Source organism: Streptomyces sp. NEAU-W12, from assembly GCF_026242095.1.
GTDB lineage: Bacteria > Actinomycetota > Actinomycetes > Streptomycetales > Streptomycetaceae > Streptomyces.
The window spans coordinates 24891-40680 of the sequence record NZ_JAPJDM010000010.1; the positions used below are offsets into that span (position 1 = coordinate 24891).

General features: G+C 74.2%; 14 protein-coding genes. 4 read left to right on the plus strand and 10 right to left on the minus strand.

Going from position 1 to position 15790, the window contains the following annotated elements:
• Nucleotides 1-293: 293 nt before the first annotated feature.
• The 4 genes from ORI94_RS14110 to ORI94_RS14125 all read right to left on the minus strand — a co-directional run bounded on the left by ORI94_RS14110 (nucleotide 294) and on the right by ORI94_RS14125 (nucleotide 3839).
• Nucleotides 294-716: a PPOX class F420-dependent oxidoreductase gene (locus tag ORI94_RS14110; protein ID WP_266075102.1), complete on the minus strand. Its 423-nt coding sequence runs from the start codon at nucleotides 714-716 to the stop codon at nucleotides 294-296.
• Nucleotides 717-849: 133 nt separating this feature from the next.
• On the minus strand, nucleotides 850-1737 hold the full coding sequence (locus ORI94_RS14115) for an NAD(P)-dependent oxidoreductase (protein ID WP_266075104.1): 888 nt from the start codon (nucleotides 1735-1737) through the stop codon (nucleotides 850-852).
• Between the two features lie 177 nt (nucleotides 1738-1914).
• Complete coding sequence (locus ORI94_RS14120) at nucleotides 1915-3153, minus strand: ROK family protein (RefSeq protein ID WP_266075106.1); 1239 nt, start codon at nucleotides 3151-3153, stop codon at nucleotides 1915-1917.
• 35 nt (nucleotides 3154-3188) lie between these two features.
• Complete coding sequence (locus tag ORI94_RS14125; protein WP_266075108.1) at nucleotides 3189-3839, minus strand: alpha-ketoglutarate-dependent dioxygenase AlkB family protein; 651 nt, start codon at nucleotides 3837-3839, stop codon at nucleotides 3189-3191.
• 102 nt (nucleotides 3840-3941) lie between these two features.
• Here ORI94_RS14125 and ORI94_RS14130 point away from each other — a divergent pair, with 102 nt between their 5' ends.
• Entirely contained in the window at nucleotides 3942-5084 is a 1143-nt protein-coding gene (locus tag ORI94_RS14130) for a methyltransferase (protein WP_266075110.1), read from the plus strand.
• Between the two features lie 88 nt (nucleotides 5085-5172).
• On the opposite strand, the gene ORI94_RS14135 is transcribed toward ORI94_RS14130, so the two are convergent.
• Together ORI94_RS14135 and ORI94_RS14140 are read right to left on the minus strand one after the other, a co-directional pair.
• Nucleotides 5173-6027 carry a class II fructose-bisphosphate aldolase gene (locus tag ORI94_RS14135; protein ID WP_266075112.1) on the minus strand — a complete coding sequence of 285 codons (855 nt, stop codon included), beginning with the start codon at nucleotides 6025-6027 and terminating at the stop codon, nucleotides 5173-5175.
• A gap of 23 nt (nucleotides 6028-6050) precedes the next feature.
• Nucleotides 6051-6932, minus strand: a complete 882-nt coding sequence (locus ORI94_RS14140) for an SIS domain-containing protein (protein WP_266075114.1) — start codon at nucleotides 6930-6932, stop codon at nucleotides 6051-6053.
• Nucleotides 6933-7087: 155 nt separating this feature from the next.
• On the opposite strand from ORI94_RS14140, the gene ORI94_RS14145 reads away from it, so the two are divergent.
• The gene (locus ORI94_RS14145) at nucleotides 7088-7867 is read left to right on the plus strand and encodes a DeoR/GlpR family DNA-binding transcription regulator (protein WP_266075116.1); all 780 of its coding nucleotides are present in this window, start codon (nucleotides 7088-7090) and stop codon (nucleotides 7865-7867) included.
• 55 nt (nucleotides 7868-7922) lie between these two features.
• Here the strand turns inward: ORI94_RS14145 and ORI94_RS14150 are convergent, their stop codons facing one another.
• Nucleotides 7923-8918, minus strand: coding sequence for a hypothetical protein (locus tag ORI94_RS14150; protein WP_266075118.1), 996 nt, complete (start codon nucleotides 8916-8918; stop codon nucleotides 7923-7925).
• Nucleotides 8919-9134: 216 nt separating this feature from the next.
• Between ORI94_RS14150 and ORI94_RS14155 the strand changes: the two genes are divergently transcribed.
• Together ORI94_RS14155 and ORI94_RS14160 are read left to right on the plus strand one after the other, a co-directional pair.
• Complete coding sequence (locus tag ORI94_RS14155) at nucleotides 9135-11450, plus strand: heavy metal translocating P-type ATPase (RefSeq protein ID WP_266075120.1); 2316 nt, start codon at nucleotides 9135-9137, stop codon at nucleotides 11448-11450.
• A 226-nt stretch (nucleotides 11451-11676) separates the two neighbouring features.
• The gene (locus ORI94_RS14160) at nucleotides 11677-12348 is read left to right on the plus strand and encodes a phosphatase PAP2 family protein (protein WP_266075122.1); all 672 of its coding nucleotides are present in this window, start codon (nucleotides 11677-11679) and stop codon (nucleotides 12346-12348) included.
• Nucleotides 12349-12408: 60 nt separating this feature from the next.
• Here ORI94_RS14160 and ORI94_RS14165 read toward each other — a convergent pair whose 3' ends face one another.
• From ORI94_RS14165 to ORI94_RS14175, 3 genes are read right to left on the minus strand one after another with little or no spacing between them, the layout of a single operon-like run.
• Nucleotides 12409-13212 carry a cupin domain-containing protein gene (locus ORI94_RS14165; RefSeq protein WP_266075124.1) on the minus strand — a complete coding sequence of 268 codons (804 nt, stop codon included), beginning with the start codon at nucleotides 13210-13212 and terminating at the stop codon, nucleotides 12409-12411.
• Nucleotides 13206-14204: a PmoA family protein gene (locus ORI94_RS14170; RefSeq protein ID WP_266075126.1), complete on the minus strand. Its 999-nt coding sequence runs from the start codon at nucleotides 14202-14204 to the stop codon at nucleotides 13206-13208. The genes ORI94_RS14165 and ORI94_RS14170 overlap by 7 nt, the downstream gene beginning before the upstream one ends.
• On the minus strand, nucleotides 14201-15316 hold the full coding sequence (locus ORI94_RS14175) for a Gfo/Idh/MocA family protein (protein ID WP_266075128.1): 1116 nt from the start codon (nucleotides 15314-15316) through the stop codon (nucleotides 14201-14203). Before ORI94_RS14175 ends, ORI94_RS14170 begins: the two co-directional genes overlap by 4 nt.
• Between the last annotated feature and the right edge of the window lie 474 nt (nucleotides 15317-15790).

The window sequence follows — 15790 nt, forward strand, 5'->3', positions numbered from 1 at the left end:
CGGAGGCGGGGCGGTGGGCGAACACCGCGAGGGGCGGGGCGTCCGTCACCGCGGGCCCGCCGCCACCGGAGTGCGCCACGGTTGCGTGCTCGTTCAGCTCCCCGGCTGGGGAAGCCGACTTCCTGCCCTCGTACGGCCGGCGGCGCCGTGCGCACCCCCGCAGGAGTGCGCGGCGCTGCGACGACTGCTCCCGGCCTGCACTGCCGTGGCCGGCGCCGGGGCGGAACCGGCTTTTCCCCAGGGAGTGTTGGCGACCCCGGGAGGTGAGCCCGTTCCGCTCCGGGGACCGGGACTCAGGTGGACGGCTGGTCGCTGTCCTTCATCGCGCCCCAGCCGTGCCAGCGTTCGACCTCGATCCAGGCGCTGACCCGCGGCCGCACCCGGTCCGGGTACGGATTGCCGGTGTAGTGCCGTGAGAGGCGGTCGATGTCGGCCAGGCCCTCGTCGTCCTTCAGTTCGACGACGCGGCCGATGAGGGTGACGTGGGTGTACCAGTCGTCATCGGCGAGCACGGTGAGGGAGACCCGCGGGTCGCGGCGCAGGTGCTTCAGGCGGACCCGGCCTTCGTCGAGGCTGATCAGCGCACGGCCGTCCTCCCACACGTACCAGGTGGGGGTGGAGACGGGTGTTCCGTCAGAACGGAGCGTGGCCATGACACAGGGGTTGGGACGGCCCAGCAGGGCGTCGGCCCGGGGCGGCAGCGGAGGCTTGGACATGACGGACTCCTCGAGGGGTCTGGTCTGCGGTCGGAGGTGCTGCGGACGGCTTCCCGGACGGTGCGCACGGGCACCCGGGGTGGGGAGTGAGGGTCTGCGGAGTCGGGAGCGCGGGCCGGCCCCGGTGGGGCGCTCAGGCCGGCGGCCGGTCGAAACTGGCGTAGTAGGCGGCGGCCATGTCCTCGTCGCCGTGGCCCCCGGCGGCAGCGCGTTCCATGCGCTCGGCGCCGGCGGCGGCCACGTCCAGGCGTACGCCGTTGCGTTCGCCGGCCCGGACGATCAGCCGGGCGTCCTTGGCGGCGGTGCTCACGGCGAACTGGGCCGGGGACAGCGGCCCGTCGAGGATCAGCCCCGCCTTGGCCCGCAGGTAGCCCATGTCGAGCGGCCCGCCGTCGATGAGGCCGAAGAAGCCGCCGGGCTCGACGTCCAGTGCCTTGGCCAGGGCCAGGGTCTCCCCCACGGCCGAGGTGACCGCGAGGACCCAGCTGTTGGCCACCAGCTTGAGCCGGGTCGCGCTGCCGTCCGCACCGTCCTCCCCGGTCCACACGGTGCGGGCGCCGACGGCGTCGAACACCGGCGTCACCGTGTCCCGGCCCTCGGCCGGTCCGGCGGCGAGCACGGTCAGCTGTCCGGCCTCGGCGGGCTGACGGGTGCCCAGCACCGGGGCGTCGTAGAAGATCAGGCCGTGCTCGCGCGCGAAGCCGGCCAGCTCGGCGACGCCTTCGAGGCCGGCGGTGGTGGACTGCGCCCAGACGGTGCCGCGCCGCAGCGCGGGTGCGGCCTGCCGCATGGTCTCCAGGGTGGCGGGGCCGTCGTACAGCATGGTCAGGACGACGTCGGTGGACTCGACCGCCTCCGCGGGGCTGTCGGCGACGTGCACGCCGTCGGCCGCGAGCGGGGCGGCCTTGGCACGGGTGCGGTTCCAGGCGCGGACGGTGTGGCCGGCGCGGGCGAGGCTGCGTGCCATCGCCGCCCCCATGATGCCGGTTCCCAGGACGCTCACGGTGAGCTTGTCGGTCATGACCTCGGCCTTCTGTCGGTCGGTCCGGTCCGTACGACACGGGTCCGCTCACGGGACCCGTTTCTGCGGCCCGTCGGCACGGACCGTTCGTACCTCGTGGGTCATTGTGCGACGGTCCGCGCAGGGTGCGCCTGTCGGCCGGGCGTCCGCCGTACCGCCTGCCCTCACGCCGGCCGGTTACGCCAGGATCACCAGGGGGTCGTCCAGGACCGGCTGCCAGGCCAGCTCGGCTGCGCCGACCAGGCTGTTGTGGTCCAGGGCGCAGGCCAGGATCGGGACGCCGCCGCTGCGGCCCCACAGACTGCGGTCGGCGACGACGGCGCGCAACCGGTCCGGGGCGGCGTCCAGAAGGGTGCCGTGCAGGCCACCGAGGATGATCCTGTCCGGATTGAGGATGTTCACCAGGCCGGCCAGGCCCAGCCCCAGGCGGTCGACGAGGGTGGCGACGGCGGAGCGGACGGCAGGGTCGTCGTCGTGCTCGCGGATCAGCGTGCCGGCCTGTTTCAGGAGGGACATCTCGGGGCCGGGTTCGCGGCCGGCCGCGGTGAGGAAGGCCAGCGGGTCCGCCTCGACGTCCAGGCAGCCCCGGCTGCCGCAGTGGCAGGGGCGGCCCCCGGGATTGACGGCGACGTGACCGACCTCGAGGGCGAGGCCGGAACTGCCGGTGTGCAAACGGCCGTCGAGCACCAGTGCGCCGCCGACGCCCCGGTGGCCGGTGGCCACGCACAGCAGGTCGCGCGCGCCGCGCCCGGCGCCGTGCCGGTGCTCGGCGAGGGCGGCGAGGTTGACGTCGTTCCCCGCGAAGGCGGGGCCGTCGAGGCCGGCGGCGCGCACCTGCTCGGCGAAGATCTCCCGCACCGGGGCGCCCTCGGACCAGGCCAGGTGCATCGGGTTGAGGGCCAGTCCCTCGGGTTCGGCCATCGCGGACGGCACGGCGAGCCCTGCTCCGACGCACCGGCGCCCGGTCTCCCGGAGCAGGCCGGCGCCGGCCGCGACGACGGAACCGAGCACCTTCGCCGGGTCGGCGTCGATGACCTCGCAGCCGGGGGCAGTGGCCACGATCCGGCCGCCGAGGCCCACCAGGGCGGCCCGGAAGCCGTCGGCGTGCACCTGCGCGGCCAGCGTCACCGGGCCGTCCTCGGCGACCGAGAGCCGGTGCGAGGGACGGCCCTGGGAGCCGGCCGCCGCGCCGGGCCGGGCGTCGACCCGGATCAGGCCGAGTGCCTCCAGTTCGGCGGCGACCGCACCTGCCGTCGCCCGCGTCACGCCCAGCTCCGCGGTGAGTACCGCGCGGGTCGGCGCACGTCCGGTGTGCACGAGCTCCAACGCGGGCCCGAGTGCACCGCGCCCCCGGTCCAGCCGCGTCCTCGAGGTGGTCCCTTCCCCCGCCGGCCGGGGGTCCGCCTTCCCGCTCATGAGGGCGAGTCTCCCATGATCGCGACCGCGTCCGGTTACCGGCCGCTGACCCGGAGTGTGATGTTCAGCCTCCCGGTGAGCCCCAACTCCGGTGGTGCCGTGCCCGCGTGCACGCGGGGGACCCCGTGGTACGCGAGCCGCGACTGCCCGCCGAAGACGAACAGGTCACCGCTGCGCAGCTCGACGTCCGTGTAGGGGCGGGCCCGGGTGCCGGGGTTGCCGAAGCGGAAGACGCAGGTGTCGCCGAGGCTCAGCGACACCACGGGCGCGTCGCTCTCCTCGTCGCCGTCGCGGTGCATGCCCATGCGGGCGTCACCGTCGTAGAAGTTGATGAGCGCGACGTCGTACGCGGCCCCCGGCGCCGCCCGGGCCCCCAGTGCGTCGGCCGCCGCACGGCGTCCGAGTTCGCCGAGGCCAGCGGGGAACGGCTTGACCGGGGCGCCGTCACCGTCGACGGCGGTGCGCGCGTAGCCGTACGGGTACCAGTGCCAGCCCAGGCACACCTGCCGGGCGGTCATCGTGCCGCCGCCGGGGGTGCGGACCGTACGCAGCCCGGCGGGCGGCCGGGCCCACGCGCGGCACGCGTCGAGCAGGGTGCGCTGTGTCCGGGCGTCCAGCCAGTGCGGCACGTGCACCGCTCCGGGCGCGACCTCGGCCCGGGTCCGGGGGAACAGTTCACCGTCCATGGTTCCCATCGTGCCCGACGGCTCGTCTCCCGCGGCTCGTCTCCCGCCCGGCGCCCTCCGAGCTGCGGCTCGGCTAGCCTGGTCCACACGATGAACGACCGCATGACGACTGCGTGGGGCGCGCCGGTACTGGCCCGCTTCCCCGAGGATCCCCGCGACAGGCTGCGCGCCTGGGACGCCTCCGACGAGTACCTGCTCGGGCATCTCGACCGGGAAGAGGTGCCCCTGGACGGCACGGTCGTGGTCGTCGGGGACCGGTGGGGGGCGCTCGTCACGGCGCTCGCCGCCCACCGGCCGACGCAGATCACCGACTCCTGGCTGGGACAGGAGGCGACCCGCGCGAACCTGGCACGCGCCGGGGTCGGGCCCGGTACGGTGCCGCTGCTCACCACGCAGGACCCGCCGCCGGGCCGGATCGACGTGCTGCTGGTGCGGGTGCCCAAGAGCCTGGCGCTGCTGGAGGACCAGCTGCTGCGTCTGGCGCCCGCGGTGCACGAGGGCACGGTCGTCGTCGGCACCGGCATGGTGAAGGAGATCCACACCTCGACGCTGAACCTCTTCGAACGGATCATCGGCCCCACCCGGACCTCCCTCGCCGAGAAGAAGGCGCGGCTGATCTTCTGCACCCCGGACCCGGCGCTGGTCCGTCCCGCCGGTCCCTGGCCGTACAGCTACCGGCTGCCCGACGGTATCGGCGCGGTGTCCGGCCGGACCGTCGTCAACCACGCGGGGGTCTTCTGCGCGGACCGGCTCGACATCGGTACCCGGTTCTTCCTCCGGCACCTGCCGCAGCCGTCGTCGGAGCGGCCGGGGCTCCGGGTGGTGGACCTCGGGTGCGGCAACGGCGTCGTCGGTACGGCGGTGGCCCTGGCCGACCCGCGGGCCGAGCTGCTGTTCGTGGACGAGTCGTTCCAGGCGGTGGCGTCCGCGCAGGCGACCTACCGGGCCAACGGTGTACCCGGGCATGCCGAGTTCCGGGTCGGCGACGGTCTGACGGGTGTGCCGGACTCCAGTGTCGACCTGGTGCTCAACAACCCGCCGTTCCACTCCCACCAGGCGACAAGCGACGCCACCGCCCGGCGCATGTTCACCGGTGCCCGACGCGCCCTGCGGCAGGGTGGTGAGCTGTGGGTGGTCGGCAACCGGCATCTGGGCTACCACGTGAAGCTGCGACGGTTGTTCGGGAACAGCGAGGTGGTCGCGAGCGACCGGAAGTTCGTCGTACTGAAGGCCGTGAAGCGGTAGGCCGCCCCCTCCCCCCCCCCGTCCTCGGCCGTCGGCCCGGCGCCCGGGCCGGCCGGGAAGTTCCCGGTCGGCCCGGGCCCAGGGCGGTTCAGTGGGCGGTGAGCCTCCCGATGACGGCCGCCACCGCGCGGGTCATCGCCTCGCGGCCCGCGGTCAGGTAGCCGCGGGAGTCGACCGCTTCGGGGCGGGCGGCGAGGAAGTCGCGGACGGCGCCGGTCATGGCGATGTTCAGCGCCGTGCCGATGTTCACCTTGGCGATGCCCGAGCCGACGGCGGCGGTGAGTTCGGCGTCCGGGAGGCCCGAGGAGCCGTGCAGGACGAGGGGAACGTCCAGGGCGGCGGACAGGCGTCCGAGGAGGGTGTGGTCGAGGGCTGCGGTGCGGGTGGTCATCGCGTGCGTGGTGCCGACGGCGACGGCGAGCGCGTCCACGCCCGAGCCGGCGACGAAGGCGCGGGCCTGCTCGGGGTCGGTGCGGGCTCCGGGCGCGTGGGCGTCCAGCGGGCGCCTGCCGTCCTTGCCGCCGATCTCGCCCAGTTCGGCCTCGATCCACAGCCCCCGGGCGTGTGCCCAGTCGACGGCCGCCCTGGTCGCGGCGAGGTTCTCGGCGTACGGCAGCCGGGCCGCGTCGTACATGACGGAGCCGAAGCCGGCGTCCGGGGCCTGGCGCAACAGGGCGTCGCTCTGGACGTGGTCGAGGTGCAGCGCGACGGGCACGGCGGCGCGTTCGGCGGCGGCGACGGCGGCGCGGGCGAGCGGTAGCAGGCGGCCGCAGCGGAACTTCACCGCGTTCTCACTGACCTGGAGGACGACGGGGGCGCCTGCCGATTCGGCGCCGGCGATCACGGCTTCGACGTGTTCCAGCGTGATGACGTTGAACGAGGCGACGGCCGATCCGGCCGCGGCGGCGCGGCCGACGAGTTCGCCGGTGGTGGTGAGGGACACGGCCTGTCCTTTGGGCGGTGGTGTCAGGAGTCGAGGACGACGGAGCGGGTGAGGTGGCGGGGGCGGTCGGGGTCGAGACCGCGGGCCGCCGCCACGGCGACCGCAAGGCGCTGGACGCGGACGAGTTCGGCCAGCGGGTCGAGGGTGCCCTGGATCCACAACCCGCCGGTGTCCCGGACCTGCTGGGCGAGGCCCTCCGGTGCGTCGCCCAGCATCCAGGTCACGGTGGAGCGGGTGGTGACGCTGATGGGGCCGTGCCGGTACTCCATCGCCGGGTAGGCCTCGGTCCACGACAGTGCGGCCTCCCGCATCTTCAGCGCGGCCTCGCCGGCAAGACCCACGCTCCAGCCGCGCCCGAGGAAGGTGAACTGGGTGCGGTCCGCGAGCCCTTCGGGCAGCGGTTGGGCGAGGGCGGTGCGCGCGTCCTCGACGGCCGTGGCTCCGTGCAGGCCGAGATGTGCGCGGAGCAGGGTGAGGGCCGTGGTGGCGAAACGGGTCTGTACGACGGAGCGTTCGTCCGCGTAGTCGAGCACGACGGCCTCGTCCGCCGACGTCGTCACGGGAGTGTCCGGATCGGCGGTGAGCGCGGTGGTGCGGATGTCGCCCTTCAACCGGTCGAGCAGCCCGAGGACTTCGGTGGTGGTGCCGGACCGGGTGAGGGCGACGACATGGTCGTAGGCCCGGCCGTGGGGGAACTCCGAGGCCGCGAAGGCGTCCGTCTCACCCTGGCCCGAGCCCTCGCGCAGGGCCGCCACCGCCTGCGCCATGAAGTACGAGGTGCCGCAGCCGACGACCGCGACCCGCTCCCCCGGGGCGGGGAGCGCCCGGGTGTGCGCGGCCGCCTGGGCCGCGGCACGTGTCCAGCACTCGGGCTGACTCGTCAGCTCGTCCTCGACATACGTCATGACCGCCCCACCCCTGGCTCTCAGCGATTGACTTCATGCTTGTTCTTGCAAGATAGAGCTTGTTTTCAAGCAGAATCAAGCATTCGAGCAGAAGCGGGGTGCGCTAGGGTCGCCGTAGGCCCGAAGAGGACGGGAACCGCACGACGGGAGGGCGGATGTCGCGGGACGCCCGCTGGCAGGCTTTGCTGGAACTGCTCGCCGAACGGGGCCGGCTGGACGTCGACGAGACCGCCGCCGAGCTGCGGGTGTCGGCCGCGACGATCCGCCGGGACTTCGACCAGCTCGCCGGGCAGCAGATGCTGGTGCGCACCCGGGGCGGGGCGGTGGCGCACGGGGTCTCGTACGAGCTGCCGTTGCGCTACAAGACAGCGCGCCGCGCCTCCGAGAAGCAGCGCATCGCCCGGGCCGTGGCCGATCTGCTCGCGCCGGGCGAGGCGGTCGGGCTGACCGGCGGGACGACCACCACGGAGGTGGCGCGTGCGCTGGCGGTGCGCGGTGATCTCGCGTCCGGGTCGCCCGCCCTGACCGTGGTGACGAACGCGCTCAACATCGCGGGTGAACTCGCCGTGCGTCCGCAGTTCAAGATCGTGGTGACGGGCGGTGTGGCACGGGCCCAGTCGTACGAGCTGGTCGGGCCGCTCGCGGACGGCGTGCTGGAGCAGATCACGCTCGACGTGGCGGTGCTCGGTGTCGTCGCCTTCGACGTCGCGCACGGAGCGGCGGCACACGACGAGGCGGAGGCGGCGGTCAACCGGCTGCTGTGCGAGCGGGCCGAGCGCGTGGTCGTGGCAGCCGACTCCGGCAAGCTGGGCCGGCGGGCGTTCGCCCGGATCTGCCCGGCCAAGTCGGTGGACACCCTGGTGACGGACTCGGCGGTGGCTCCGGAGACGGTGCGCCGGTTCGAGGAGGCGGGGCTGCGCGTCGTCGTGGCGTGAAGCGTGTGCCACGGACCGGCCGCGGCGGCCCTGCCCGGCGGACGGCGGGCCCGGCTCAGTGGCCGTGACCGTCCCCGTCCTGACCCCCGGTACCGGAGTCCGGCGCGTCCGGTGCGGGGGTGTCCGCCCCCACACCTGACTGCGCGCCCGCCCGGACCGTGAACGCCGCGGTACGGACGACCCCGTCGTGCTTGAAGTCCAGGAACAGCCGGTAGCTGCCGGCACTGGGCGCCGTGGCAGTGAACGAGACCGCCGGGCCGGGCTCGGTGCTGCCGTCACCGGGTTCACCGTTCGGATGGACGTGCAGGTAGGCGAGGTCTCCGGAGCGCAGGGCGACCAGGTGGCCGTAGGCACCGAGGTAGGGCTGGAGGTCGGTGACCGGCTTGCCGTCACGGGAGACGGTCAGGTTCAGCCCGGTCCTGCGGCCCGGCCTCAGCGCTCCGTCCAGCCGGACCTCGTAGCCGCCGACCCGGGCCGTGTCACGGGGCTCGGGCAGGCGCTGCGGCCGGGAGGGACCGGAAGCGGCGAGGTCCGCGCCGAGGGTGAGGCTCTCGGCACCCTTCGCCGCCGGGGTGAAGTCGGCGAGGACCCGGTACCCGCCGGCCCTCGGCAGGTCGACCGGGGTGCTCCAGGTCCCGTCGGCGGCGCGCGTGGGGTGCAGGTGGCGGTAGGTGAGCAGGTCGCGCGAGGCCACGATGAGGTGGAGTTCCTTGTCGTGCTCGCGTCGGTACTCGGTGACCGCCCGCCCGCTGTCGTCCCGGACGGTGAACCGCAGGTCGGCGCGTTGACCGGCCTCGACCGTCGGGGTCCCCAGGTCGAGGGTGTAGCCGCCGTCGGAGATCTGCAGGCCCCCCGCGGGAGCGGTCTCGTGCCCGCCGCCACCGTCGCCCCCGTGCGGGGCGGGCGAGGCGGGGGCGTGCTGCTCGTCGTGCGCGGAGACGGGTGCCCCGTCCTCGGCGACCGGATCCAGCCCCTGTCCGACGCCGTACGCCGCACCGAAGGTCGCGGCCAGGGCTGCGGCGAATGCGGTGATCTTCAGTCCGGTCTGCATGGCCGTCTCTCCTCGAAAACAGTGCGCCCGGCCCGGCTCCGGGTCGGTGTCCATACATCTCACCATACCCCCACGGGGTATACAGTCAAGGTCGGCACCCCTTGAATCACATACCCATGGGGGGTATACCTGAACCTGCGGGACAGATACCCCCGACCCGTATACTGCGGTCGGCCGTCGGGCTTGTCCGGCCGGCCCTCGTCACCAGGAGCACTCATGACCGTCCGTACAGCCGGCGCCGGGAACGAACCCGGTGCCACGCCCGCCGGGGGACCGGCCGAGAACCGGGCCGAGGCACAGGTGGAGCTGACCATCGGCGGGATGACCTGTGCCTCGTGCGCCGCGCGGGTCGAGAAGAAGCTCAACCGGATGGACGGGGTCACCGCCACCGTCAACTACGCCACCGAGAAGGCCCGGGTGTCGCACCGCGAGGACGTCACCGTGCGGGACCTGATCGCCACCGTCGAGGCCACCGGGTACACGGCACAGGAGCCCGCGCCGCCCGCGCCGCCCGCGGCGGGCCAGGACACTCCGGCTCCGGCCTCGCCCGACGAGCTGCGTCCGCTGCGGGAGCGGCTGATCACGGCCGTGGTGCTGTCGGTGCCCGTCGTGGCGATGGCGATGGTCCCCGCCCTGCAGTTCGAGTACTGGCAGTGGCTGTCGCTGACGCTCGCCGCCCCGGTCGTGACGTACGCGGGGTGGCCCTTCCACCGGGCCGCGTTCACCAACGCGCGGCACGGTGCGGCCACCATGGACACGCTGATCTCGGTCGGCACCTCGGCGGCGTTCCTGTGGTCACTGTGGGCTCTCTTCTTCGGCACCGCGGGCACACCGGGCATGACCCACCCCTTCGAGCTGACCATCACCCGTTCGGACGGCGCCGGGAACATCTACCTGGAGGCCGCCGCGGGTGTGACCGCGTTCCTGCTGGCCGGGCGGTACTTCGAGGCGCGCGCCAAGCGGAAGGCGGGTACGGCGCTGCGGGCACTGCTGGAACTGGGCGCGAAGGAGGTCACCGTGCTGCGCCCGGACGGGCGTGAAGAGACGGTTCCCGTCGGGGAACTGGCGGTCGAAGACCGTTTCCTGGTACGTCCCGGCGAGAAGATCGCGACCGACGGCACCGTCGTCGAGGGCACGTCGGCGGTGGACGCCTCCATGCTCACCGGCGAGTCCGTCCCGGTGGAGGTGGGCGCCGGGGACGCCGTCACCGGCGCCACGCTGAACGCGGGCGGGCGTCTCGTCGTGGAGGCCACCCGGGTCGGAGCCGACACCCAACTGGCCAGGATGGCGCAGCTGGTGGAGGACGCGCAGAACGGGAAGGCCTCGGCGCAGCGCCTCGCGGACCGGATCTCCGCGGTCTTCGTGCCGGTGGTGATCGCGCTGGCGCTGGGCACCCTGGGCTTCTGGCTGGGCAACGGCGCCGGACTCACCGCCGCCTTCACCGCCGCCGTCGCGGTACTGATCATCGCCTGCCCCTGCGCCCTCGGCCTCGCCACCCCGACCGCGCTCATGGTCGGCACCGGACGCGGCGCGCAGCTCGGCATCCTCATCAAGGGCCCCGAGGTCCTGGAGTCCACCCGCCGCGTCGACACCGTCGTGCTCGACAAGACCGGCACGATCACCACCGGCCGGATGACCCTGCTGGCCGTGCACCCGGCCGCGGGCACCGACAAGGCCGAAGTGCTCCGGCTGGCGGGCGCGTTGGAGCACTCCTCCGAACACCCCGTCGCACGCGCCGTCGCCGGCGGGGCACTGGAGAAGCTGGGCGCCCTGCCCGCTCCGGAGGACTTCACCAACGTGCCCGGACTCGGCGTCCAGGGGGTCGTGGACGGCCACGCGGTGCTCGTCGGCCGGGAACGGTTGCTGGCCCAGTGGGAGATGGAGCCGCCGGCGGACCTGGCGCGGGCCCGGGAGGCCGCCGAGGCGGCCGGGCGCACCGCCGTCCTGGTGGCCTGGGACGGTGAGGCGCGCGCGGTACTGGAGATCGCCGACGCCGTGAAGGAGACCAGCCCCGAGGCGATACGCCGGCTGCGTGCGCTCGGCCTGCGGCCCGTCCTGCTGACCGGCGACAACGAGGCGGTGGCCCGGTCCGTCGCCCACGAGGTCGGGATCACGCCCGAGGACGTCTTCGCCGAGGTGCTGCCGCAGGACAAGGTGGACGTGGTCAAGCGCCTTCAGGAGCAGGGCCGTTCGGTCGCGATGGTCGGTGACGGGGTCAACGACGCCGCCGCGCTGGCCCAGGCCGACCTCGGGCTGGCCATGGGAACCGGCACGGACGCGGCGATCGAGGCCGGTGACCTGACCCTCGTACGGGGCGACCTGCGGGCCGCCGCGGACGCGATCCGGCTCGCCCGCCGCACCCTCGGCACCATCCGGACCAATCTCTTCTGGGCCTTCGCCTACAACGTGGCCGCGTTGCCACTGGCCGCGGCCGGCCTGCTCAACCCGATGATCGCGGGGGCCGCCATGGCCTTCTCGTCGGTCTTCGTGGTCGGCAACTCCCTCCGCCTGCGCACCTTCCGGGCGGGCTGACGAGGAGCGCCCGGTGAGTGCGGGCAGCCGTCGGGCCTCCTCGGTTCAGGCCGGTGCGGCGCCACCGCCGGGCGTGGCGGCGGGAGGGGCGACGGGGGTGCGCGAACGCACCGGGCGGACCACGCGTACCGTGGGCACCTGGTGATTCCCGGTCCGCGGTGCGGGTGTGCCCGGCGGGCCCCGGACGCGCGGACCCTGCTCCACAACACCACCGCGGGAGAGACGAATGAGCGAGCCGACCACCACCGACCAGGGCGGGACCCGCCCGCTGACGACGCCGGTACCTCCTGCCGACGGACTCCGCCGGGTGGTGTCCGCCGTCTTCAGTGATCTCCGGTCCGTCGACGGCGCCCTGTACGCGGCGGTGGCCGCCACTCCCACGCCCGCCCTCGACCGGGCGCTGCGCCGCCTCTCGCACGCCGCCGACCACTCGAAGATCTCGTTCGCCCTCGCCGGTGCCCTCGCCCTGGGCGGGTCGCGGTCGCGGCGGGCCGCGCTGGTCGGGGTCGGGGCGATCGCCGTGGCATCGGCATCGGCCAACATCCTCGGCAAGCGTCTCGTCCGCAGGGACCGGCCGGACCGGGAGGCCGCCCGGGTGACCGTGGACCGGCACGTCCCGATGCCCACGTCGGCCTCCTTCCCGTCCGGGCACACCGCGTCGGCGGTCGCGTTCGCCACCGCCGTCGGTACGGTCCTGCCCGCCGCCTCCGTCCCGCTCGGCGCGCTGGCCGGCGCGGTCGGCTACTCACGCATCCACACGGGCGTGCACTATCCGGGGGATGTCGCCGCCGGCGCGGTCCTCGGCATCGCGAGCGCGGCCACCGCCCTCGCCGTGGCCTCGGCCCGCCTCCCCCACTCGTACGGGGGCTCGAGGCAGCAGCCGGTGCGGGAACGGTGACCGGCGTCCGTCCCGGGGCAGCAGCCGCACCCGGTCCGGCTGCTGCCCCGTCCCGGTGGTTCACCCGTCGCCGTACGGCACCGTGACACCCACCGGCGTGTACTCGTCCCGCCGTCCGCACATGCCGAACCCGCCGCGCCGGGTGGGCTCGGCCGCGTAGGCCGTGGCCCCGGCGAGGTAGGCGGGGTCACCGTCGGCGAGCGCGTCGAGCTGGGCGCCGGTGCGCTCGGCGGCGGCCAGGGCGCCGGACCGCCACAGCTGTCGCCAGACCGGCACGCGGTCGCGCACCAGCCGGGCGGCGGCGCGCTGGAAGTCCCGGTAGGGGCCGGGGTCGCCGGCCACGGACGCCTCGCGCAGGGCGAGGAAACCCTCGACCGCGAGGTCCCGGCGGCGCCGGGCCGCGGCCTTCGCATCCGGACCCGTGCCGGGCGGCAGAGCCGCGGCGGCGGCGTACCGGTCCGGGTCGGCGAGGACGTCGGGCGGGAAGGTGAGGACCGCGTCACCGGCCTCGGGCAGGCCGCTGTTCTGCATCAGCACGGTGATCCGCAGAGCGTGGTCCCCACCGCCGGTGCGGTCCCCGTCCTTGCCCCGGGCCCCGTCCCGGACCATCCGGTGCACGGTGCCCGGGGTGAACCAGGCGACCGAACCGGGCCGCAGCGGGATGTCCCGGTAGCCGTCGGGGCTGAGCGTCTGCACCGCGCCCCGGCCTGCGGTGACGACGTACGCCTCCGTGCACACCAGGTGCAGGTGCGGGCTGCCACCGCACACGCCGTCGGCGGCCTCCCAGTCGTACGCGTCCAGGTGGGACAGCCCCACCGCACCGGGCAGCGGATGCGGAGACGCCGGTCCGGGCCCGCTCACCACGGCAGGCTCCCCAGGTACGCGGCCACCCGCTCACGGTCCCAGGCGCCGTCCGCCACGACGATCCGGTAGCGGTAGGCGAAGGACTCGCCGGGCGGCAGCGCGAACTCCTCGAAGAACGCCCAGGAGAACGCCACCGACGGAATCGGCTCGGAACGGACGAACCAGTGCGAGACGTGGATCGCGGCGCGCGTGTCGAGATTCTCCGGGGCGTGGGCGAAGACGAGCGTGGAATGACCGTCGGTCTCGTCGTGCTCACCGGTGAAGGCGAGCCACGGACCCTGCGTGCCCATGAACCTGCCCGTACCCGCCTGCGCACCCGCACCCGGATCACCACCGCCGGCACCGGGCGCGAGGACCGTGCCACCGGTGAAATCGCGCGGGCCGCGCCACTGGAGGCCGGTGTAGCCGGCCATCTCACGTCCGGCGGTGGTCGGAGAGCCGAACACCAGTGGTTCGTCACAGACGTTGGTGAGCCGGATCGACCAGTCCAGGACCCAGGCACCGGCCTCCTCGTCCACCGAGTGGACGCTCAGCCCGCGTTCCTCGCGCGCCCACTCCGCTCCCCCGTTCTCCACCCAGGTGAGGTCCTCGGTGCAGTCGAAGCGGTCGGCCCCGGCCGTGAACGCGGAGAAGCCGTCGTGGCGCATGGAGCCGATGCGCTCGGGCAGTGGGAGGTAACCGCGCCCGTGGACGTAGGAGTTGCCGCCCCAGAAGTTCTGCCCGGACAGGTGGCTTGCCGTCATCTGCAGGCCCTTGTGCCAGCGGTGGTCGTTCGGCCGGTACCCGGTCACCGTGCGGCCGGCGAGTGTGCGCAACGGGTGTGCGTACGGCTTGCGGGACTCGAAGGCGTCGGGGTCGGGACGGTAGACGTAGCGCAGGATCTCCGTGCCGTCCGCGGTGGTGACGGTGACGGCCTCACCGTGGGTGTGGCCGACGCGGAGGCCGTGGGCGGCACGGGCGGTGTGCGCGACCTGCTCGGCGCGGGTGCTCATGCGTGCTCCTTCGGGGACCAGTCGGGGTGGTCGCCGTGCATGGCCGTGTGGAAGGGGTCGCCGGCCACGATCTCACCGGCCCGCACCGGGTTGCCGGTGAACGCGGACTTGTACAGGGCGGCGGCGAACTCGAGCGTTCCCCGGGCCTCCTGACCGCTGCCCGGCGGCCGGACACCGGCGTCGTAGGCGTCGAGGAGGGCGCCGAGCTGGGCCGTGTGCGAACTGGGCACGTCGTGCGGCGGGGTGCGCCAGGCGGCGGCACGTTCGGCGGGGACGTGCCGCGCCGGGGTGTACGACCAGTCGTCGTTGCGGTGCCCGTACAGGTGGGTCAGCTCGACCGTGGCGTCGGCGCAGTCCACGCGGACGCGGCTCACCTCGTCCGGCGAGAGCACGCTGTTGACGACGGTGGCGAGGGCGCCGCCCCGGAAGCGGACCAGGGCGGTGGAGACGTCCTCGCTCTCGGTGTCGTGGACGAGCCGGCCCGCCATCGCCCGTATCTCCTCCCACGGGCCGAGGAGATGGAGCAGCAGGTCGTACTGGTGGATGCCGTGCCCCATCGTCGGGCCGCCTCCCTCGGTGGCCCACCGTCCGCGCCAGGGGACGGCGTAGTACGCGGCGTCCCGGTGCCAGGTGGTCTGGCAGTGCGCGACCAGGGGGGTGCCCAGGGCACCGCTCGCGATCAGTTCCCGGGCGTGGACGGAGCCCGACCCGTAGCGGTGCTGGAAGACCACGGAGGCGTACGCGCCCGACGCGTCCTCCGCGGCCGCGATCTCGTCGTACTCGGCGAGCGACAGGCACAAGGGCTTCTCGCACAGCACCCAGGCGCCGGCCCGGAGCGAGGCCACCGTCTGCTCCCGGTGCAGCGACGGCGGCGTTCCGATCAGCACGAGGTCCGGGCGTACGGCGTCCAGCATCGCGTCCACCGAGGCGTATCCGGCGACCTGCCCCCCGGCCAGTTCACGGAAGCTGCCGAGCCTGCCCGGGTCCACGTCGACGGCGGCCACGAGTTCGGTGCGGTCGGCGTGGGCCCGCAGCGCCGGCAGGTGGCCGCCGGCGACGATGGCGCCGGTGCCGACGACGGCGACGCGGCGGCGGACAGGGGGCAGGGACATCGGCACTCCTTTGGACGGTCTGCGGGCACAGGCTGCCGGCGGACTCCCGTTCCCCGGGAGTCCCCCGTCGGTCGCGCAGGAGACAGAAAGCGCTTGCACCCGCTGGTCGACCATAGATCCGGGCGTGAACGGGGACAACCCCGCGCCATGAGCGAGTTCGCCCGCACGAGGTCCGCCGGGGGCGCCGACCCGTACCTCTACGCCCGCGCGCCGCCACCCGACCGGAGCGCACCGGTCCGCCCGACGGCCCGTCCGACGATTTGCGGTTCGGGCCGGCTCCGGGGCACCCGGTCGGGCCGGCCCCCCGGCAGCCCCAGGAGCCGGTAGTGGCGTTCCGCCGGGACACCGAGAGCTGATCCCGGTCGCAAGGCCCTCCCCTCGCTCCAGCCCCTTGACGAGCCACCGACAAAGATGACTTGATGTCCTCATGGGAGCGCTCCCACCTCGTCCAGGGAAGGGAACACCATGCGCGTC

Bases quoted from the DNA above. Each gene is read 5' to 3' on its own strand.
- ORI94_RS14130 (WP_266075110.1), top strand. From the start codon at position 3,942: ATGACGACTGCGTGGGGCGCGCCGGTACTGGCCCGCTTCCCCGAGGAT.
- ORI94_RS14125 (WP_266075108.1), bottom strand. From the start codon at position 3,839: ATGGACGGTGAACTGTTCCCCCGGACCCGGGCCGAGGTCGCGCCCGGA.
- ORI94_RS14110 (WP_266075102.1), bottom strand. From the start codon at position 716: ATGTCCAAGCCTCCGCTGCCGCCCCGGGCCGACGCCCTGCTGGGCCGT.
- ORI94_RS14160 (WP_266075122.1), top strand. From the start codon at position 11,677: ATGAGCGAGCCGACCACCACCGACCAGGGCGGGACCCGCCCGCTGACG.
- ORI94_RS14145 (WP_266075116.1), top strand. From the start codon at position 7,088: ATGTCGCGGGACGCCCGCTGGCAGGCTTTGCTGGAACTGCTCGCCGAA.
- ORI94_RS14120 (WP_266075106.1), bottom strand. From the start codon at position 3,153: ATGAGCGGGAAGGCGGACCCCCGGCCGGCGGGGGAAGGGACCACCTCG.
- ORI94_RS14170 (WP_266075126.1), bottom strand. From the start codon at position 14,204: ATGAGCACCCGCGCCGAGCAGGTCGCGCACACCGCCCGTGCCGCCCAC.
- ORI94_RS14140 (WP_266075114.1), bottom strand. From the start codon at position 6,932: ATGACGTATGTCGAGGACGAGCTGACGAGTCAGCCCGAGTGCTGGACA.
- ORI94_RS14115 (WP_266075104.1), bottom strand. From the start codon at position 1,737: ATGACCGACAAGCTCACCGTGAGCGTCCTGGGAACCGGCATCATGGGG.
- ORI94_RS14175 (WP_266075128.1), bottom strand. From the start codon at position 15,316: ATGTCCCTGCCCCCTGTCCGCCGCCGCGTCGCCGTCGTCGGCACCGGC.
- ORI94_RS14150 (WP_266075118.1), bottom strand. From the start codon at position 8,918: ATGCAGACCGGACTGAAGATCACCGCATTCGCCGCAGCCCTGGCCGCG.
- ORI94_RS14155 (WP_266075120.1), top strand. From the start codon at position 9,135: ATGACCGTCCGTACAGCCGGCGCCGGGAACGAACCCGGTGCCACGCCC.